A 16,692-nucleotide genomic window follows, 5' to 3' on the forward strand; every position below is an offset into this window, starting at 1 on the left:
ATGCTGGGCATTCATCTTCTGCTCGCGGTCGTGCTGGCGGCCTTCTCGGACGGGCTCTCGCCCTTGGGGGTGCTGGTCGCGTCGATCGTCGTCTATCTGTTTCTCAAGCTCGGCGCCGGGATGATGGGCATCGGCCGTTACGTGCGCCGCGTCGAACTGGGCACGTGCTTCCTGTTCTGGTTCGCGGGCGAGGTCGTCAAGGCGAGCGTCGACGTCGCGCGCGTGGTGTTCGCACTGGGTCGCAAGCCTCGCCCGGCGATTGTCCCGATCGCGCTGGCGCGGCGCGACGAGCGCATCGCGACCCTGGTCGGTTGCCTGCTCACGCTCACGCCCGGCACCATGGCGATGGAGTACGACGCCGAATCGGGGCTGATGTACGTGCACGCGCTCGATGCCGACTCGGTCGGCGAGGTCGAGTCGGGTGTGCGCGAAATCGAACGCCGCCTGCTCGCGTGGATCGACGCGGGCGAGGCGCCGCCGCTCAAGGAGAAGATCCAATGACGATTCAACTGGCCGGTGCGTTCTGGGTGTTGCCGCTGGTCGTCGCGTTGCTCGCCGTGAGCGGCGGGCTGATCCTGTCGCGGCTGCTGCGTGGTCCGACCGGCGCCGACCGCGTCGTCGCGATCGACGCCATGACGCTGCTCGGCGTCGCCTCCATCGTGACGGTTTCCCTGATCACCGGTCAGTCGGTCTTTCTCGACGTTGCGGTGGTGCTGGCGCTGGTGTCCTTTCTTGGCACGGTGGGCTTCGCGCTGCTGTTCCGCAAGGATCGGGAGGTCGACGATACCGGCATGAACCCGGAGGAACACAAATGAACGGATCGCTGATGCCGTGGATCGCCTCGATCCTGGTACTCGCCGGTGCGCTGTTCAGCCTGCTCGGCGCGATCGGCGTGTCGCGCCTGCCGGATTGCTACACCCGCATGCACGCGGCGAGCAAGGCCGGTGCGCTGGGCGCAATCCTGATTCTCGCCGGCGCGGCCGCCGCCTCCGGTGGCGAGACCGCATTGGAGGCGATTCTCGCGCTGAGCGTGCTGCTCGCGACCGCGCCGCTGGCGGCGCATGCCGTGTCGCGTGCGGCCTGGCGGGCGGGCTTCAAGCCCATCGTCGGTCCGCTGGGCAACGCGCTCGAGACCCGACCGCAAGCGGTGCCCGCGTCGCAAGCCGCGTCGGGCGACGAGGCCGCCGCGAAGCGGGTCGCCGAGGACGGCTGACTCGCCGGCTTCAGGCCGATTGCGCCTTCGCCCAGGAATCCTTGAGTGTGACGCTGCGGTTGAATACCGGCGCGCCGTCGCGTGAGTCGATGCGGTCGGCGACGAAGTATCCGTGGCGTTCGAACTGGAAGCGCTCCTCAGGCTGGGCGCGGCGCAACGCCGGCTCCAGCCAGGCCTCGATGACCTGCTTCGAGTTGGGGTTGAGGTCTTTCAGGAAGCTGCGCTCGAGTTCGGGCGCGTCGCCCTCGCGTCGTGCGCCCGGATGTGGCTGGTCGAACAGGCGGTCGTAGAGGCGAACTTGCGCGCGATAGCCGTGCACCGCCGAGACCCAGTGCAGGTTGCCCTTGACCTTGTAGTTGTCGGCGCCCGGCGTGCCGCTCTTGGAATCCGGCATGTACTCGGCCAGCACCGCGGTGACGTTGCCGGCCTCGTCCTTCTCGTAGCCGGTGCATCGGACGACATAGCCGTAGCGCAGTCGCACCTGGTTGCCGGGGAACAGACGCCGGAAGCCCTTGACCGGCTCTTCCATGAAGTCCTCGCGCTCGATCCACAGTTCGCGCGTGAAGGGCATCTCGCGCCGACCCAGCTCCGGCTTGAGTGGGTGATTGGGCGCCTCGCACAACTCCTCGCTGCCTTGCGGATAGTTCGTGATGACGAGTTTCAGCGGGTCGAGCACCGCCACGCGGCGCTCGGCCGCTTCGTTGAGATGCTCGCGCATGCACTCTTCGAGCACGCTCATGTCGATCCACGAATCGGACTTGGACACGCCGATACGTTCGGCGAAGAGGCGGAAGCCTTCCGGCGTGAAACCGCGCCGGCGCGCGCCGATGAGGGTAGGCAGGCGAGGGTCGTCCCAGCCATCGACGTGACCTTCGTCGACAAGCTGGATCAGCCGGCGCTTGGACAGCACGGTGTAATTGAGGTTGAGGCGGGCGAACTCGATCTGGCGTGGCAGCGGGCGCTCGAACATGCCGGCGTCGGCCAGCGCGGCCAAGAGCCAGTCGTAGAACGGACGCTGGTCCTCGAACTCGAGTGTGCAGATCGAGTGCGTGATGTTCTCGATGGCATCCTCGATGGGATGCGCGAAGGTGTACAGCGGGTAGATGCACCAGCGCTCGCCGGTGCGGTGGTGCGTGGCACGACGGATGCGGTAGATGACCGGGTCGCGCAGATTGAGGTTGGGGCTGGCCATGTCGATCTTCGCGCGCAGTACGTGCGCGCCGTCGGCGAACTCGCCCGCGCGCATGCGCCGGAACAGGTCGAGGTTGTCCTCGACGCTGCGGCTGCGGTACGGACTGTCGCTGCCCGGCTCGGTGAGCGTGCCGCGCAGCGCGCGCATCTCGTCGGCGGGCAGGGAGTCGACGTAGGCGTTGCCGGCCTCGATCAGCGCCACCGCGCACTGGTACATGGTCTCGAAGTAGTCCGAGGCGAAGTACAGATGCTTGCCCCAGTCGTAGCCGAGCCAGCTCACCGCATCGATGATCGCGTCGACGTATTCCTGCTCTTCCTTCTCCGGATTGGTGTCATCGAAACGCAGATGGCATTCGCCGCCGAAATGTTCGGCCAGGGCGAAATTCAGGCAGATCGACTTGGCGTGGCCGTAGTGCAGGTAGCCGTTGGGCTCGGGCGGGAAACGCGTCTCGACGCGTCCGCTCCAGGTGCCCTTGCGGTTGTCTTCCTCGACGAGGTTGCGGATGAAGTTGCTGCCCGGGCTCGGGTGTTCGCTGGCGCGCTTGTCTGACACGGATAGGGGCCTCGGATGAATCGGGGATCGCGGCGGTCATGCAGCGCGCGATTCTACCGCGTCTGTGGGTGGCTCGCTTGCAAGGCCTCAGGCGAAGACGCTGATGGACGCGCCCGGCGTGGTGGTCGCGGCGCCCGCGCCATAGGCTGCTCGCACCGCCGTGTCGACGAGTTCGAACGCTGCGGCGCCACCGTCGTTCGCCGCCTCCTCGCGCCCCTCGCGTTCCTGCATCGCCTGTTCTACGCGTGCCTGCAAGGCCATCTGCGCGGCCTGTGTCGCGACCGCACGGTCCTGCGCGGCGGACCGGGCTCGACGCCGGACGGGCGGCGTGCGGGTGCCGCCGCCGGGGGGCGGCAGCATGGCGGCAGGGGAGGAGGCGCCGATCATCGTGTCGAAGCCACGGGAGGGGTACGAATGTTCGCTCTAGCAAAGCGTGCGCGGGCGGTAATCGGGGCCTGTGCGCCGCTGGGTTAAAATCGCGGGCCGGAACCGGAAATGGGAGTGCTGTCGAGGTGGAACCGCAGATCGAGCAAGTCGTCGCCTGGCTGTCGGATGTCGACATGGGCTGGAAGCTGATCGCGCAGCTGTTCGCGGTCGTGCTGGCAGTGGTCGTGGCCAACTTCATCCTGCGCCGCGTGCTCGCGCGCATTGATGAGCGGGCCTCGCCCGAGCAGGCGCCATGGCGTCACGCTTTGGTGTCGGCCGCGCGCAAACCGGTCACGGTGCTCGCCTGGATCATCGGCCTGAGCTTCGCCGTGCGCATCGTCTACGAAACCACCGAGGCGACCATCTTCGAATTCTTCGAGCCGCTGCGCACGGTCGGTGTGGTGGGGTGCATTACGTGGTTTCTGCAAAGCTTCATCGAGAATGCCCAGCAGGCGGTGATCACCCACCAGGGCGCGCGCGAGCGCCCGGTAGACCGCACCACCGTCGACGCGGTGGGCAAACTGCTGCGCGTGTCGGTGCTGATTACCGCATCACTGGTGATTCTGCAGAGTCTGGGCTTTTCGGTTTCGGGCGTGGTGGCCTTCGGCGGCATCGGCGGCATCGCGGTGGGCTTTGCGGCACGTGACCTGTTGGCGAACTTTTTCGGCGGGCTGATGGTGTACATGGATCGGCCGTTCGCGATCGGCGACTGGGTGCGCTCGCCGGATCGCGAGATCGAGGGCACGGTCGAGCACATCGGCTGGCGCATCACCCGCATCCGCACCTTCGACAAGCGCCCGATCTACGTGCCCAATTCGGTGTTCACGCAGATCACGGTGGAGAATCCCTCGCGCATGACCAACCGGCGCATTTACGAAACCATCGGCGTGCGCTACGACGACTTTGCCGCGGTCGCCGGCATCGTCGACGACATCCGCGAGATGCTGCGCGCTCACGGCGAAATCGACACCAACCAGACGCTGATCGTCAATTTCAACCAGTACGCCGCCAGCTCGCTCGACATCATGGTCTACACCTTCACGCGCACCACGCAGTGGGTGCGCTATCACGAGATCAAGCAGGACGTGCTGCTCAAGATCGGCGAGATCATCGAGCGCCACGGTGCCGAGATCGCCTTCCCCACCCGCACGCTGCATCTGCCCGAAGGATTGCGGGTCGACGGCCTCGCCGAGCCGCAGCCGGTGGCACATGCAGCGGGCTGACCGAGGCGGGCGATGAGCGCCGCACTGCCCGCCTTCGTCGCCGTCGGTGCCGGTGCCGCCATCGGCGCCTGGCTGCGCTGGGGGCTGGGGCTGTGGATGAATCCGTGGTTCGTGAGCCTGCCGCTGGGCACACTGGTGGCAAACCTCGTTGGCGGGGGGCTGATGGGTGCGGTGCTGGCGCTGGTACAGACCCTGCCTGCGCTGCCGGTGGCGGCCAAGCTGTTCCTCACCACCGGCCTGCTCGGCGGGCTGACGACCTTCTCGACCTTCTCGGCCGAGGGCCTGCACCTGTTGCAGCGTGGCGAATGGGGCTGGCTCGCGCTGCACACGCTCGCCCATGTGGCCGGCTCACTGGCGATGGCCTGGGCCGGCTACACGCTGGTCATGTCGTTGCGCGCCTGAGATAGCGCGCCGCGCCCTCGCCGGCGGCGCGCCCGGTCGCGAAGCAGGCGGTGAGCAGGTAGCCGCCGGTCGGTGCCTCCCAGTCGAGCATCTCGCCGCAGCAGAACACGCCGGGCAGCGCACGCAGCATCAGCGCGTCGTCGAGCGACTCGAAACACACGCCGCCGGCCGTGCTGATCGCTTCATCCAGCGGGCGGGTGCGCAGCAGGCGCAGCGGCAGGCGCTTGATCGCGGCGGCCAGCCGCGCCGCATCTTCCATTGCCTCGCGCGGCGTGCACTCGCGCAGCAGCGCTGCCTTGGCACCGCTCAAGCCAGTCTTGCCCTGCAGGTGGCTCGCCAACGAGCGCCGGCCGCGCGGCCGCGCCAGCTCGTCGCGCAGGCGTGTCTCGTTTCGGCCCGGCGCGAGATCCAGATACAGCGTGGCCTCGCCGCGCGCGGCGATGGTTTCGCGCAGCGGCGCCGACAGGGCATAGATCAGCCCACCCTCGATGCCGGTCGCGGTGAGCACGCATTCACCCGCGCGGAGATGTTCGACGCCGTTCGCGTCGCCGACGTGGCCGACCACGTTCTTCAGCGGCTGGCCGGCGAAGCGATCGGCCAGGTGCGCGCTCCAGTCAGCGTCGAAGCCGCAGTTGGCCGCTCGCAGCGGCGCGAGGTCGACGCCGCGTGCGGCGAGCCAGGGCACCCACGCGCCGTCCGAGCCGAGTCGTGCCCAACTCGCGCCGCCAAGCGCCAGCACCGTCGCGCGCGCCTCGACGCGGCGCTCGCCACCCGGGGTGGCAAAGCGCAGTCGCTGGCCGTGCCAGCCGTTCCAGCGATGACGCACGTTCACATGCACGCCGGCCTCGCGCAGCCGGTGCAGCCACGCGCGCAACAAGGGGGCGGCCTTCATGTGCTGCGGAAAGACCCGCCCCGAGCTGCCGACGAAGGTCGCGATGCCGAGACCGGCGGCCCATTCGCGCAGCGCGTCGGCGCCGCAGTGCTCGAGCATCGGCGCGAGCCGCGTGGCGCGCGCGCCAAAACGGGCGACGAAATCCGCTGGCGGTTCCGAGTGGGTGAGGTTGAGCCCGCCGATGCCGGCGAGCAGGAATTTGCGGCCCGGGGAGGGCATCGCGTCGAAGACCTCGACGCGATGGCCGGCCGCCGCCAGCACTTCGGCGGCGGCCAGGCCCGCCGGGCCGGCGCCGATCACGGCGACTTCGATGCGTGCGGGCGTGCTCATCGCAGGATCGCGCGCCAGGCGGCGCGCTTGTCGTCCAGCGTAAGCGACGCGTTGGCGGGGCTGGTCGAGGGCAGGCGCGTGAGCGCCGGCGTGCGTCCGGGCAGCGGCAGTGCGTGGCGGCGGAAGCTGCGTTCGGCGAACCCGCCGTTGAAGAAGATGCGCTCGATGCCTGGATGTTGCGTGAGGAAGGTCGCAAAGTCGTTGACCTCGAGCGAGGCCGGGTCGATGGCCGAATCCAGGCTGCCCTCGCGTCGACATGCGCCGAGCACATCCCACAGGGCGTAGCCAGCGGCAGTCAGGGCGCGTACGCGTTCGGCGTAGGGAGCGTCCGCGGTGAAGCCGAGCAGCTCGCCGACGATCGGCCAGAAGGCGTTGCGCGGATGGGCGTAGTAGGCATGCGCGGCGAGCGAGGCCGAGCCCGGCATGCTGCCGAGGATCAGCGTATGTGCGCCCGGCGCGACCAGCGGCGGGAAGGCTTGCAGACGGAGCATGGTGTCGGATCGCATCGGGGCGATATTGTGCCGTGAAGTCCGGCGCCTTGGTTTCTATACTGGGATCACGCAGCGGCCGACGGTGCCGTTCGCGGCGTTCCATCCACACCGTAGAGGAGGTCGGACATGGATACGCACAATCTTCCCAAAATGTTCTGGTCGTATTCCGAGGGCTGGCAGGACGTGATTCGCCAGCGCCCCGGCGTGACGCGGATGATGGCGATGTACGTCATGCCGATGTCGCTGATTCCGGCCGCGATGTTCATGTACGCGCTGCTGGTCACGCCCGGCGCGGTGCTCCCCGCGGTGGTGCCGCACATCACGACGGGCGAGGCGCTGGTGGTCGCGACGATGTTTTTCGCGGTCGAACTGGGCATGGTCGCGCTGATGGCCTCGATGATCCAGCAGATGGGCGACGTGGTCGAGGTCACGCCCGACTACGACGACGCCTTCATGCTCGCCGCGATCGCGCCCACGCCGCTGTGGCTCGCGCCGTTGGCGCTGTTCGTGCCGTCGGTGGCGTTCAATGTCGTCGTCGCGGTGCTGGCGTGGATCGCATCGGCGGCGCTGATCTACCACGGTGTCTATCCGCTGTTCCGGCTCGGCGATCGCAGCCGTGCGCGGGTGATGGGCACCTTCGTGCTGCTCGCCGGCATCATTGCGTGGGCCGCCCTGATGGTGGTGCTGTCGCTGCTGTTGAGCATGGTGGTGGGGCTGCGCTGACGCGCGTGGATGTGGCACCTGCCGGACGCATTGCTGCGTACCCGGCCGGTGCCGCTGCGCGCCGTCGGGTTCGGCGTGCAGGGTCGGCTCTGGCATAATCGCCGGCCTGTAGAACGACCGTCCCGCGTCCGACCGCGTCTTGAATTCCCCCGCAGATCCGTCCCGTGAAATCCGCTTCGCCGATTGCCTGAGTGCGGATCGGCCGCGTCTGCACGCGCTCGTGCGTCGCCTGCGGCGCGACAAGGGCGAGCGCCGTGCAAGGACTCAGGCCGACCTCGACGCGCTCGCCGAGCGCTCGCGTGCGCGCCTGGCCGAGCGCGTTGCGCGCGCCCCCCGGCCCGAGTACCCGCCGGAACTGCCGGTCACGCTGCGGCGCGAGGAGATCGCCGCGGCGATCCGCGAACATCAGGTGGTCATCGTGTGTGGCGAGACCGGCTCGGGCAAGACCACGCAGTTGCCCAAGATCTGCCTGGAACTGGGGCGCGGCGCAGCCGGCCTGATCGGCCATACCCAGCCGCGTCGTCTGGCCGCGCGCGCCACCGCCACCCGCATCGCGCAGGAGCTGGGCAGCCAGCTCGGCGAGACCGTCGGTTTCAAGATCCGCTTCACCGACCGCGTCTCGCCGGCGAGCTACGTCAAGCTGATGACCGACGGCATCTTGCTGGCCGAGACCCAGGGCGACCCGGACCTGTCCGCCTACGACACCCTCATCATCGACGAGGCGCACGAGCGCAGCCTCAACATCGACTTTTTGCTGGGCTATCTGCGCACCCTGCTGCCGCGCCGGCCGGACCTCAAGGTCGTCGTCACCTCGGCCACGCTCGACGCCGAGCGCTTCGCGCGTCACTTCGCGCGCGATGGCCGGCCGGCACCGGTGATCGAGGTCTCCGGGCGGCTCTACCCGATCGAAGTGCGCCACCGCCCGCTCGAGGAGGAGGACGCACGCGGCAAGGGGCGTGAGCTGACGGATGCCATCGTCGACGCGGTCGAGGAGGCGCAACGCATCGGCCCGGGCGACGTGCTGGTGTTCCTGCCCGGCGAGCGCGAGATCCGCGAGGCCGCGGAAGCCCTGCGCAAATCCCATCATGCCGCAGCGATGGAGGTGCTGCCGCTGTTCGCGCGCCAGTCGGCGCAGGAGCAGTCGCGCGTGTTCTCGGGCGGGCGCGGGCGGCGCGTGGTGCTGGCGACCAACGTTGCCGAGACCTCGCTGACCGTGCCGGGCATCCGCTACGTGGTCGATACCGGGCTGGCGCGCGTCAAGCGCTATTCCTACCGCAACAAGGTCGAGCAGCTGCAGATCGAGAAGATCGCGCAGTCGGCCGCGAAGCAGCGAGCAGGGCGTTGCGGGCGCGTCATGGACGGGGTGTGCATCCGGCTCTACGGCGAGGATGATTTCGCCTCGCGCCCCGAGCACACCGACCCGGAGATCCTGCGCTCGTCGCTGGCTGGCGTGATCCTGCGCATGCGCTCGCTGCGTCTGGGTGCGGTCGAGGACTTCCCGTTTCTCGACGCACCGCAGCCGCGCATGATCGCGGACGGCTACCAGTTGCTCGCAGAACTGGGTGCCGTGACCGATGATGACGCGCGCGAACTCACGGCCACCGGCGAGGAACTGGCGCGTCTGCCGCTGGACCCGCGGGTGGGGCGCATGATCCTCGCCGCGCGCGATCGCGGCTGTCTGGCCGAGGTGCTGGTGATCGCCGCCGCACTGTCGGTGCAGGATCCGCGCGAGCGCCCGCAGGAGTCGCCCGGTGCGGCCGACCAGGCGCACGCGAAATTCCGCGGGCGCGAGCAGGATCAGCGTTCGGAATTCCTGTGGTATCGCAACCTGTGGCAGGCTTGGGAGCACGTCGTGCGCCACGAGTCCGGCAGCCGGCAGAAGGCCTGGTGCCGGCAGCACTTCCTGAATCATCTGCGCATGCGCGAGTGGCGTGACGTGCATGGCCAGCTCGCGACCCTGTGCGGCGAACATGGCTGGAAGCCCAACCAGATCGCCGCCAGTTATGAAGTCATCCACAAGGCGCTGCTGGCGGGCCTGCTGGGCAACGTCGGCACGCGCGCCGAGGAGGCCAGCGGTCCGCAGGCCGGCAGCTATCTCGGCCCGCGCGGCGTGCGCTTCTGGCCGCATCCGGGCTCCAGTCTGGCCAAGAAGGCCGGCAAATGGATCGTGTGTGCGGAACTGGTCGAGACCTCGCGCCTGTTCGGCCGCTGCATCGCGCGCATCGAACCCGAATGGGTCGAGGAGGTTGGCGCGCATCTGATCCGGCGTCAGGTCTTCGAGCCGCACTGGTCCAAGAGCGCAGGCAGCGTGCGCGCCTGGGAGCGCGGCACGCTGTACGGGCTGGTGCTCTATCCGCGGCGCGCGGTGGGTTACCGTGAAATCGACCCGGCGCTGTGCCGCGAGCTGTTCATCCGCGAGGCGCTGGTGCAGGGCGAGATCGCCGACGGTCCGGCGCGCGACATGGGCTTCCTGCAGCACAACCTCAAGCTGGTGGCGCAGATCGAGCGGCTCGAACACAAGTCGCGCCGTCCCGACGTGCTCGTCGACGACACGCTGATCGAGGCCTTCTACGAGGACCGCGTTCCCGACGATGTGCTCGATGTCGCGAGCTTCGAGAAATGGCGCAAGAGCGCCGAGCGGGCCGAGCCCAGGCTGCTGCACCTGACGCGCGAACAGCTGATGCGCCACGAAGCGGCCGGCATCACGACCGAGCGCTTTCCGGCGCATTTCGAGGTCTTGGGCCAGAAGCTCAAGCTCACCTATCTGCACGAGCCGGGCGCGAGTGATGACGGCGTGACGCTGAGCGTGCCGCTGGCGATGCTCAACCAGATCCCGGCCGCGCGCTGCGAATGGCTGGTGCCCGGGCTGCTCGAGGAGAAGGTGCTGGCACTGCTCAAGACCGTGCCGCAGAAGCACCGCCACCGCCTGCAGCCGCTTGCCGAGAGTGCGGCGGCCTTCGTCGAGGCCGCCGAGGACGGCGAGTTCGACCGTGACGAGCCGCTGCTGCGCGCGCTGCAGAACTTCGTCGAGCAGCGCGTTTCGCTGAAGCTGCCGCTCGAGGCCTTCCGTCCGGAGAACCTGCGGCCGCACGCCGCGATGAATTTTCGCGTGATCGACGAGCATGGCCGCGTGCTCGGCCAGTCTCGCAACCTGATGGAGTTGCGCGCGCGCTTCGCACGCGAGGTGGCCGAGCGCTTTCGCCGCGCCGAGTTCGAGGCGCCGGTGGCCGAGGTCACGACACCGGAGGCAGCCGACGCGCCGCCGACGCCCGCCCCGGTCGCGGACGGGGCGCTGCAGGGACTCACCGACTGGAGCTTCGGCGCGCTGCCCGAACTGCTCGAGGTGCGCGTGGCCGGACGCGAGGTGGTGGGTTTTCCGGCGCTGCATGACGATGGCGACAGTGTCTCGCTGCGGCCCTACGACACGCCCGAGGAGGCTGTGCGCGTGCACAGCCGCGGGCTCGCGCGCCTGTTTGCGATCAACCTGAAGGATCAGGTGCGTGCGATCGAGCGCCTGCCCGGGCTGCGCGAACTGTCGCTGGCCTTCATGCCCTTCGGTAGCGAGGCCGACCTGAAGCGCCAGCTGGTGGTCGCGACGCTCGAGCGCGTGTGCCTGGTCGAGCCGTTGCCGCAGGATGCCGACGCCTTTGCCTTGCGCTGCAAGGAGGCCAAGTCGCGAACCGGCCTGGTCGCGCAGGAGTTCATGCGCCTGGCGCAGCAGGTGCTGGCCGAGCGCGCTGCGCTGGAAAAGCGTCTTGCCTCGCTCAGGGGTTTTCCGGAAGTCGTCGAGGACGTGCGCACGCAGGTCGGCGCGCTGCTGGTGAAGGATTTTCTCGTTGCCCATCCGTGGGCGCGGTTGGCGCATTTTCCACGCTACCTGCAGGCGGCGGTGCTACGCATCGACAAGCTGCGCGCGAACCCGGAACGTGATGCCCGCGCGATGGCCGACTGGCACTCGTTGGCACGACCCTTCGAGCGTGAACTGACGGCGCGCCGGCGCGCCGGCGTGGTCGAGCCGGCATTGGAGGAATTTCGCTGGATGCTCGAGGAGTTGCGCGTGGGCCTGTTCGCGCAGGAGTTGCGCACGCCGATGCCGGTCAGCGTCAAGCGTTTGCAGAAGATCTGGGACACACGACCGCGCTGATCCGCGGCGGTCCGTGCGAATGGCGGAGGGGCGGGCAAGTCTTTCATTTGGCGCGAATTCGTGATATGTTCGCGCGCTTTCCCTTGCTCCACCGGTTCTCGCATGCCGGGGGGCTGTCATCAACCACAAGGAGTACGCATGCGACACTACGAAATCGTGTTCATCGTCCATCCGGACCAGTCCGAACAGGTCCCGGCGATGATCGAGCGCTACCAGACGCTCGTGACCGGCAGCGGTGGCCAGATCCACCGCCTGGAGGACTGGGGGCGTCGCCAGATGGCCTACCCGATCCAGAAGATGCACAAGGCCCACTACGTTCTGATGAACATCGAGTGCGGCAACGAAGCGCTGGCCGAGCTCGAGCACGCCTTCAAGTTCAACGACGCCGTGCTGCGTCACCTTGTCATCCAGCGCAAGGACGCGGTCACCGTGGCCTCGCCGATGATGAAGGAAGAGAAGGCGCGCTCGCTGACGCCGAACGCCGAAGCGGGCGAGGGTGAAGGCGAAGCCAAGGCCAAGGAAGAGGCTTAAGTCGCCAAACGTGTCGGATTCCGGGGCGAACCGGTTCTGCGTCGAGGCGACGCTGGTCGAGTTGCAGCCCCTGCGCCATACCCCTGCGGGCGTGCCGGTCGCGGCATGCACGCTCAGGCATGAATCCCGTCAGGTCGAGGCCGGTGCGCCACGCGACGTGATGGTGGAGTTGCAGGCGGTGGCGCTCGGTGAGCTGGCGGCGATGCTTGCTGCGGCGAGGCCCGGAATGACGATGCGGGCGAGCGGATTCATGGCGGCGAAGAGTCTTCGCAGCCGGATTCCGGTGCTTCATCTGAACGAGATCGAATTTCTGGAAGGAACGAAAAATGGCTTTCAAGCCCAAGTCCAAGTTCAAGAAAAAGGATGATCGCCGCGGTGGCGGTCTGTTCAAGCGTCGCAAGTTTTGCCGTTTCACGGCCGAGAAGATCGAGGAGATCGACTACAAGGATGTCGACCTGCTCAAGGACTTCGTGACCGAGACCGGCAAGATCATGCCGGCCCGCATCACCGGTACCAAGGCCGGCTACCAGCGCCAGCTGTCGACGGCGGTCAAGCGCGCGCGCTTCCTGGCCCTGCTGCCTTACACCGATCTGCACAAGTAAGGAGAGCCGGACATGCAAATCATTCTGCTCGAGAAAGTCGTCAACCTCGGTGTGCTCGGCGACATCGTCAAGGTCAAGGACGGCTACGCCCGTAACTTTCTGATCCCGCAGGGCAAGGCCAAGCGTGCGACCGAGGCCAACAAGGCTGAATTCGAGACGCGCCGCGCCGAGTTCGAGCGCGCCCAGGCCGAGAAGCTCGCCGAAGCGCAGGGCATCGCCGCGAAGCTCGAAGGCCACATGGTCCAGGTCGAACGCAAGGCCGGCATGGATGGCCGCCTGTTCGGCTCGGTCGGCAATGCCGACATCGCCGATGCGCTCAAAGCCCAAGGCTTCGACATCGATCGCAGCGCCATCCGCATGCCGGACGGCCCGATCAAGCAGGTCGGCGATGTACAGGTCGACATCGCGCTGCATCCGGATGTGATCGCGCCGATCACCGTTTCGGTGCTGGGCGACCAGCAGTAAGACGGCTGCGCGGCTGTCAGAGCGGGGCTGTCTTCGGGCAGCCCCGTTTTCGTTTACCGCGCGAGTGTCGTGCCGCGGGAGCGCTTGGGTGCACGCTTGCGATCCGGGCTAGAATCCGGGATTGAACTGTGTTCCGGAAGTGTCCCGATGGCCAGTCTGCCGACCGATTTTTCCGCCGATCCCCAGATCGGCGCGATTCGCCTGCCGCCGCATTCGATCGAGGCCGAGCAGGCGCTGATCGGCGGCATTCTGCTCGACAATGCGGCGTGGGAGCGGATCGCCGATCTGGTCTCGGAGGTGGACTTCTACCGCGACGATCACCGTCGCATCTATGCGCACATCGCCAAGCTGATCGACCAGGGCAAGCCGGCCGACGTCGTCACGGTGTTCGAGTCGCTGGAGAAGTCCAACGAGTCCGAGCGCGCCGGTGGGCTGGCGTACATCGCCGAGATCGCCAACAGTACGCCGTCGGCGGCCAATATCCGGCGTTACGCCGAGATCGTTCGCGAACGTGCTCTCCTGCGCAAGATGGTCGCCGTCGGCGACGAAATCGCCGCGAGTGCGCTCAATCCGTCCGGGCGCGACGCCAAGTCTTTGCTCGACCAGGCCGAGGCCAGGGTCTTCGAGATCGCGGAGGCCGGTGCCAAGGATGCCGGCGGCTTCGAGTCGATCCAGCCCCTGCTGCGCAAGGTCGCCGATCGTGTGCAGGAGCTCTACGATCGCGACAACCCGAATGACGTCACCGGTGTGCCCACGGGTCTGATCGACCTCGACGAGAAGACCTCCGGCCTGCAGCCGTCGGACATGATCATCGTCGCCGGACGCCCGGCCATGGGCAAGACCTCCTTCGCGCTCAACATCGCCGAGCATGTGGCGGTCGATTGCGGTCTGCCGGTGGGCATCTTCTCGATGGAGATGCCGGGCACCCAGCTCGCAACGCGCTTCATCTCGTCGATCGGTCGCATCGACCAGACCAAGTTGCGTACCGGGCGTCTGTCGGACGAGGACTGGCAGCGGCTCACTGCCGCGATGGGACGGCTGTATGAAGCGCCGATCTTCATCGACGAGACGCCAGGGCTGAATCCGATCGACCTGCGTGCTCGCGCGCGCAGGCTCGCCCGCAAGTGCGGCAAGCTTGGTCTGATCGTCGTCGATTACCTGCAGTTGATGACCGGCATACGCGACAACGACAACCGTGCCTCCGAACTGTCCGACATCTCGCGCTCGGTGAAATCTCTGGCCAAGGAGCTCAACGTGCCGATCATCGCGCTGTCGCAGCTCAATCGCAGTCTCGAACAACGCCCCAACAAGCGGCCGGTGATGTCGGACCTGCGCGAATCGGGTGCCATCGAGCAGGATGCGGACATCATCATGTTCATCTACCGCGACGAGGTCTACAACCCGGATTCGCCCGACAAGGGCTCGGCCGAGCTGATCATCGGCAAGCACCGTAACGGCCCGACGGGCATGGTGCGGCTGGCCTTCCGCGGTGAGTGCACCCGCTTCGATAATTTCGTATCCGGCGTAAACTACTGATCGATCAGCGCTGTATGGATGCGTTCCGGATAACTGTCCGAAAATCCCTCGCAAGGCGTATTGACACCCCGTTTGTGACCCTTATACTGCGCGGCTCGCTGCTTCGAGCGCGCTGTTTTGTGGTGCGGGATTCGGGGTTGTGAGGGGCGTTCCGGGGTGTTGAGGATTTGCTCTGGGGTGCTTGACGAAGCGTGCTGCGTTGTTCATACTCTCGCTTCTTCGCTGCCGGGTGGCAGCGGTTCTTTAAAAATTTGGACAATCGATAAGTGTGGGTGCTTGGTCGGTTGTGGATCTGCGAGGCCTTCGGGTCTCGGGAATCACAAAGATTGAGTGCTCATTTTGTCAGCAATGACTTTGAGTGCTGTGGATTGAACTTAAGAGTTTGATCCTGGCTCAGATTGAACGCTGGCGGCATGCTTTACACATGCAAGTCGAGCGGCAGCACGGGTGCTTGCACCTGGTGGCGAGCGGCGAACGGGTGAGTAATGCATCGGAACGTACCCATGTGGTGGGGGATAACCACTCGAAAGAGTGGCTAATACCGCATACGCCCTGAGGGGGAAAGCGGGGGACTTCTTCGGGAGCCTCGCGCCATTGGAGCGGCCGATGTCGGATTAGCTAGTAGGTGGGGTAAAGGCTCACCTAGGCGACGATCCGTAGCTGGTCTGAGAGGATGATCAGCCACATCGGGACTGAGACACGGCCCGAACTCCTACGGGAGGCAGCAGTGGGGAATTTTGGACAATGGGGGCAACCCTGATCCAGCCATGCCGCGTGAGTGAAGAAGGCCTTCGGGTTGTAAAGCTCTTTCAGTCGGGAAGAAACGGGGCTCTCTAACATAGGGTCTTAATGACGGTACCGACAGAAGAAGCACCGGCTAACTACGTGCCAGCAGCCGCGGTAATACGTAGGGTGCGAGCGTTAATCGGAATTACTGGGCGTAAAGCGTGCGCAGGCGGTTGTGTAAGACAGGTGTGAAATCCCCGGGCTTAACCTGGGAACTGCGCTTGTGACTGCACGGCTAGAGTACGGCAGAGGGGGGTGGAATTCCACGTGTAGCAGTGAAATGCGTAGAGATGTGGAGGAACACCGATGGCGAAGGCAGCCCCCTGGGCCGATACTGACGCTCATGCACGAAAGCGTGGGTAGCAAACAGGATTAGATACCCTGGTAGTCCACGCCCTAAACGATGCCAACTAGTCGTTCGGAGAGGTAACTTTCTGAGTGACGCAGCTAACGCGTGAAGTTGGCCGCCTGGGGAGTACGGTCGCAAGATTAAAACTCAAAGGAATTGACGGGGACCCGCACAAGCGGTGGATGATGTGGATTAATTCGATGCAACGCGAAAAACCTTACCTACCCTTGACATGCCTGGAACTTGGTAGAGATACCTTGGTGCCTTCGGGAGCCAGGACACAGGTGCTGCATGGCTGTCGTCAGCTCGTGTCGTGAGATGTTGGGTTAAGTCCCGCAACGAGCGCAACCCTTATCGTTAATTGCCATCATTGAGTTGGGCACTTTAGCGAGACTGCCGGTGACAAACCGGAGGAAGGTGGGGATGACGTCAAGTCCTCATGGCCCTTATGGGTAGGGCTTCACACGTCATACAATGGTCGGTACAGAGGGTTGCCAAGCCGCGAGGTGGAGCTAATCTCTTAAAGCCGATCGTAGTCCGGATCGTAGTCTGCAACTCGACTACGTGAAGTCGGAATCGCTAGTAATCGTGGATCAGCATGCCACGGTGAATACGTTCCCGGGTCTTGTACACACCGCCCGTCACACCATGGGAGTGGGTTTCACCAGAAGTGGGTAGCTTAACCTCTCGAGGGGGGCGCTCACCACGGTGAGATTCATGACTGGGGTGAAGTCGTAACAAGGTAGCCGTAGGGGAACCTGCGGCTGGATCACCTCCTTTCAAGAGAAGAACGGGTTCGCAGTCGTCTTCAAGCGCCCACAACTTATCGATTGTC

General features: G+C 66.2%; 16 protein-coding genes and 1 rRNA gene. 13 read left to right on the forward strand and 4 right to left on the reverse strand.

Going from position 1 to position 16,692, the window contains the following annotated elements:
* Genes C0099_RS03285 through mnhG form a run of 3 tightly spaced genes read left to right on the forward strand, consistent with a single transcriptional unit; the run spans nt 1 to nt 1,213 of the window.
* Nucleotides 1-501: a Na+/H+ antiporter subunit E gene (locus tag C0099_RS03285; RefSeq protein WP_102246126.1), complete on the forward strand. Its 501-nt coding sequence runs from the start codon at nt 1-3 to the stop codon at nt 499-501.
* A complete protein-coding gene (locus C0099_RS03290) occupies nt 498-815 on the forward strand; it encodes a monovalent cation/H+ antiporter complex subunit F (protein WP_102246127.1) in 318 nt (105 codons plus the stop codon). Before C0099_RS03285 ends, C0099_RS03290 begins: the two co-directional genes overlap by 4 nt.
* Nucleotides 812-1,213, forward strand: coding sequence for a monovalent cation/H(+) antiporter subunit G (mnhG, locus tag C0099_RS03295; RefSeq protein WP_102246128.1), 402 nt, complete (start codon nt 812-814; stop codon nt 1,211-1,213). The genes C0099_RS03290 and mnhG overlap by 4 nt, the downstream gene beginning before the upstream one ends.
* A gap of 10 nt (nt 1,214-1,223) precedes the next feature.
* On the opposite strand, the gene C0099_RS03300 is transcribed toward mnhG, so the two are convergent.
* Both C0099_RS03300 and C0099_RS03305 read right to left on the reverse strand, forming a co-directional pair.
* On the reverse strand, nt 1,224-2,957 hold the full coding sequence (locus C0099_RS03300) for a glutamine--tRNA ligase/YqeY domain fusion protein (protein ID WP_102246129.1): 1,734 nt from the start codon (nt 2,955-2,957) through the stop codon (nt 1,224-1,226).
* A gap of 87 nt (nt 2,958-3,044) precedes the next feature.
* A complete protein-coding gene (locus C0099_RS03305) occupies nt 3,045-3,344 on the reverse strand; it encodes a hypothetical protein (RefSeq protein WP_102246130.1) in 300 nt (99 codons plus the stop codon).
* Nucleotides 3,345-3,469: 125 nt separating this feature from the next.
* Between C0099_RS03305 and C0099_RS03310 the strand changes: the two genes are divergently transcribed.
* Together C0099_RS03310 and crcB are read left to right on the forward strand one after the other, a co-directional pair.
* Complete coding sequence (locus C0099_RS03310) at nt 3,470-4,606, forward strand: mechanosensitive ion channel family protein (protein WP_199797647.1); 1,137 nt, start codon at nt 3,470-3,472, stop codon at nt 4,604-4,606.
* Between the two features lie 12 nt (nt 4,607-4,618).
* On the forward strand, nt 4,619-5,008 hold the full coding sequence (gene crcB / locus C0099_RS03315) for a fluoride efflux transporter CrcB (protein ID WP_102246131.1): 390 nt from the start codon (nt 4,619-4,621) through the stop codon (nt 5,006-5,008).
* Here the strand turns inward: crcB and C0099_RS03320 are convergent.
* Both C0099_RS03320 and C0099_RS03325 read right to left on the reverse strand, forming a co-directional pair.
* Nucleotides 4,989-6,230 (reverse strand): TIGR03862 family flavoprotein, encoded by a 1,242-nt coding sequence (locus C0099_RS03320; protein ID WP_102246132.1) that lies wholly within the window; start codon nt 6,228-6,230, stop codon nt 4,989-4,991. The two genes, crcB and C0099_RS03320, sit on opposite strands and share 20 nt — an antisense overlap.
* Nucleotides 6,227-6,721, reverse strand: coding sequence for a DNA-deoxyinosine glycosylase (locus tag C0099_RS03325; RefSeq protein ID WP_102248362.1), 495 nt, complete (start codon nt 6,719-6,721; stop codon nt 6,227-6,229). Before C0099_RS03325 ends, C0099_RS03320 begins: the two co-directional genes overlap by 4 nt.
* Nucleotides 6,722-6,847: 126 nt before the next feature.
* On the opposite strand from C0099_RS03325, the gene C0099_RS03330 reads away from it, so the two are divergent.
* From C0099_RS03330 to C0099_RS03365, 8 genes are all read left to right on the forward strand, one after another.
* Nucleotides 6,848-7,444, forward strand: a complete 597-nt coding sequence (locus C0099_RS03330) for a Yip1 family protein (protein WP_102246133.1) — start codon at nt 6,848-6,850, stop codon at nt 7,442-7,444.
* A 139-nt stretch (nt 7,445-7,583) separates the two neighbouring features.
* Nucleotides 7,584-11,588 carry an ATP-dependent RNA helicase HrpA gene (hrpA, locus tag C0099_RS03335; RefSeq protein ID WP_199797648.1) on the forward strand — a complete coding sequence of 1,335 codons (4,005 nt, stop codon included), beginning with the start codon at nt 7,584-7,586 and terminating at the stop codon, nt 11,586-11,588.
* A gap of 138 nt (nt 11,589-11,726) precedes the next feature.
* Nucleotides 11,727-12,119: a 30S ribosomal protein S6 gene (gene rpsF / locus C0099_RS03340; protein ID WP_102246134.1), complete on the forward strand. Its 393-nt coding sequence runs from the start codon at nt 11,727-11,729 to the stop codon at nt 12,117-12,119.
* A 10-nt stretch (nt 12,120-12,129) separates the two neighbouring features.
* Nucleotides 12,130-12,486, forward strand: a complete 357-nt coding sequence (priB, locus tag C0099_RS03345) for a primosomal replication protein N (protein ID WP_102246135.1) — start codon at nt 12,130-12,132, stop codon at nt 12,484-12,486.
* On the forward strand, nt 12,446-12,721 hold the full coding sequence (gene rpsR / locus C0099_RS03350) for a 30S ribosomal protein S18 (RefSeq protein WP_102246136.1): 276 nt from the start codon (nt 12,446-12,448) through the stop codon (nt 12,719-12,721). Before priB ends, rpsR begins: the two co-directional genes overlap by 41 nt.
* Before the next feature lie 12 nt (nt 12,722-12,733).
* On the forward strand, nt 12,734-13,186 hold the full coding sequence (gene rplI / locus C0099_RS03355; RefSeq protein WP_102246137.1) for a 50S ribosomal protein L9: 453 nt from the start codon (nt 12,734-12,736) through the stop codon (nt 13,184-13,186).
* A 147-nt stretch (nt 13,187-13,333) separates the two neighbouring features.
* Nucleotides 13,334-14,722 carry a replicative DNA helicase gene (dnaB, locus tag C0099_RS03360; protein WP_102246138.1) on the forward strand — a complete coding sequence of 463 codons (1,389 nt, stop codon included), beginning with the start codon at nt 13,334-13,336 and terminating at the stop codon, nt 14,720-14,722.
* A gap of 370 nt (nt 14,723-15,092) precedes the next feature.
* Nucleotides 15,093-16,637: ribosomal RNA gene (locus tag C0099_RS03365) — 16S ribosomal RNA — on the forward strand.
* The last annotated feature ends 55 nt before the right edge of the window (nt 16,638-16,692 follow it).

The organism is Pseudazoarcus pumilus (assembly GCF_002872475.1).
Taxonomy (GTDB): Bacteria; Pseudomonadota; Gammaproteobacteria; order Burkholderiales; family Rhodocyclaceae; genus Pseudazoarcus; species Pseudazoarcus pumilus.

What these genes read in the sequence shown, in the direction of transcription:
- C0099_RS03290 (WP_102246127.1), top strand. Translation starts at nt 498, where the DNA reads ATGACGATTCAACTGGCCGGTGCGTTCTGGGTGTTGCCGCTGGTCGTC.
- dnaB (WP_102246138.1), top strand. Translation starts at nt 13,334, where the DNA reads ATGGCCAGTCTGCCGACCGATTTTTCCGCCGATCCCCAGATCGGCGCG.
- mnhG (WP_102246128.1), top strand. Translation starts at nt 812, where the DNA reads ATGAACGGATCGCTGATGCCGTGGATCGCCTCGATCCTGGTACTCGCC.
- rpsR (WP_102246136.1), top strand. Translation starts at nt 12,446, where the DNA reads ATGGCTTTCAAGCCCAAGTCCAAGTTCAAGAAAAAGGATGATCGCCGC.
- crcB (WP_102246131.1), top strand. Translation starts at nt 4,619, where the DNA reads ATGAGCGCCGCACTGCCCGCCTTCGTCGCCGTCGGTGCCGGTGCCGCC.
- rplI (WP_102246137.1), top strand. Translation starts at nt 12,734, where the DNA reads ATGCAAATCATTCTGCTCGAGAAAGTCGTCAACCTCGGTGTGCTCGGC.
- C0099_RS03305 (WP_102246130.1), bottom strand. Translation starts at nt 3,344, where the DNA reads ATGATCGGCGCCTCCTCCCCTGCCGCCATGCTGCCGCCCCCCGGCGGC.
- C0099_RS03325 (WP_102248362.1), bottom strand. Translation starts at nt 6,721, where the DNA reads ATGCTCCGTCTGCAAGCCTTCCCGCCGCTGGTCGCGCCGGGCGCACAT.
- C0099_RS03330 (WP_102246133.1), top strand. Translation starts at nt 6,848, where the DNA reads ATGGATACGCACAATCTTCCCAAAATGTTCTGGTCGTATTCCGAGGGC.
- C0099_RS03320 (WP_102246132.1), bottom strand. Translation starts at nt 6,230, where the DNA reads ATGAGCACGCCCGCACGCATCGAAGTCGCCGTGATCGGCGCCGGCCCG.
- C0099_RS03285 (WP_102246126.1), top strand. Translation starts at nt 1, where the DNA reads ATGCTGGGCATTCATCTTCTGCTCGCGGTCGTGCTGGCGGCCTTCTCG.
- rpsF (WP_102246134.1), top strand. Translation starts at nt 11,727, where the DNA reads ATGCGACACTACGAAATCGTGTTCATCGTCCATCCGGACCAGTCCGAA.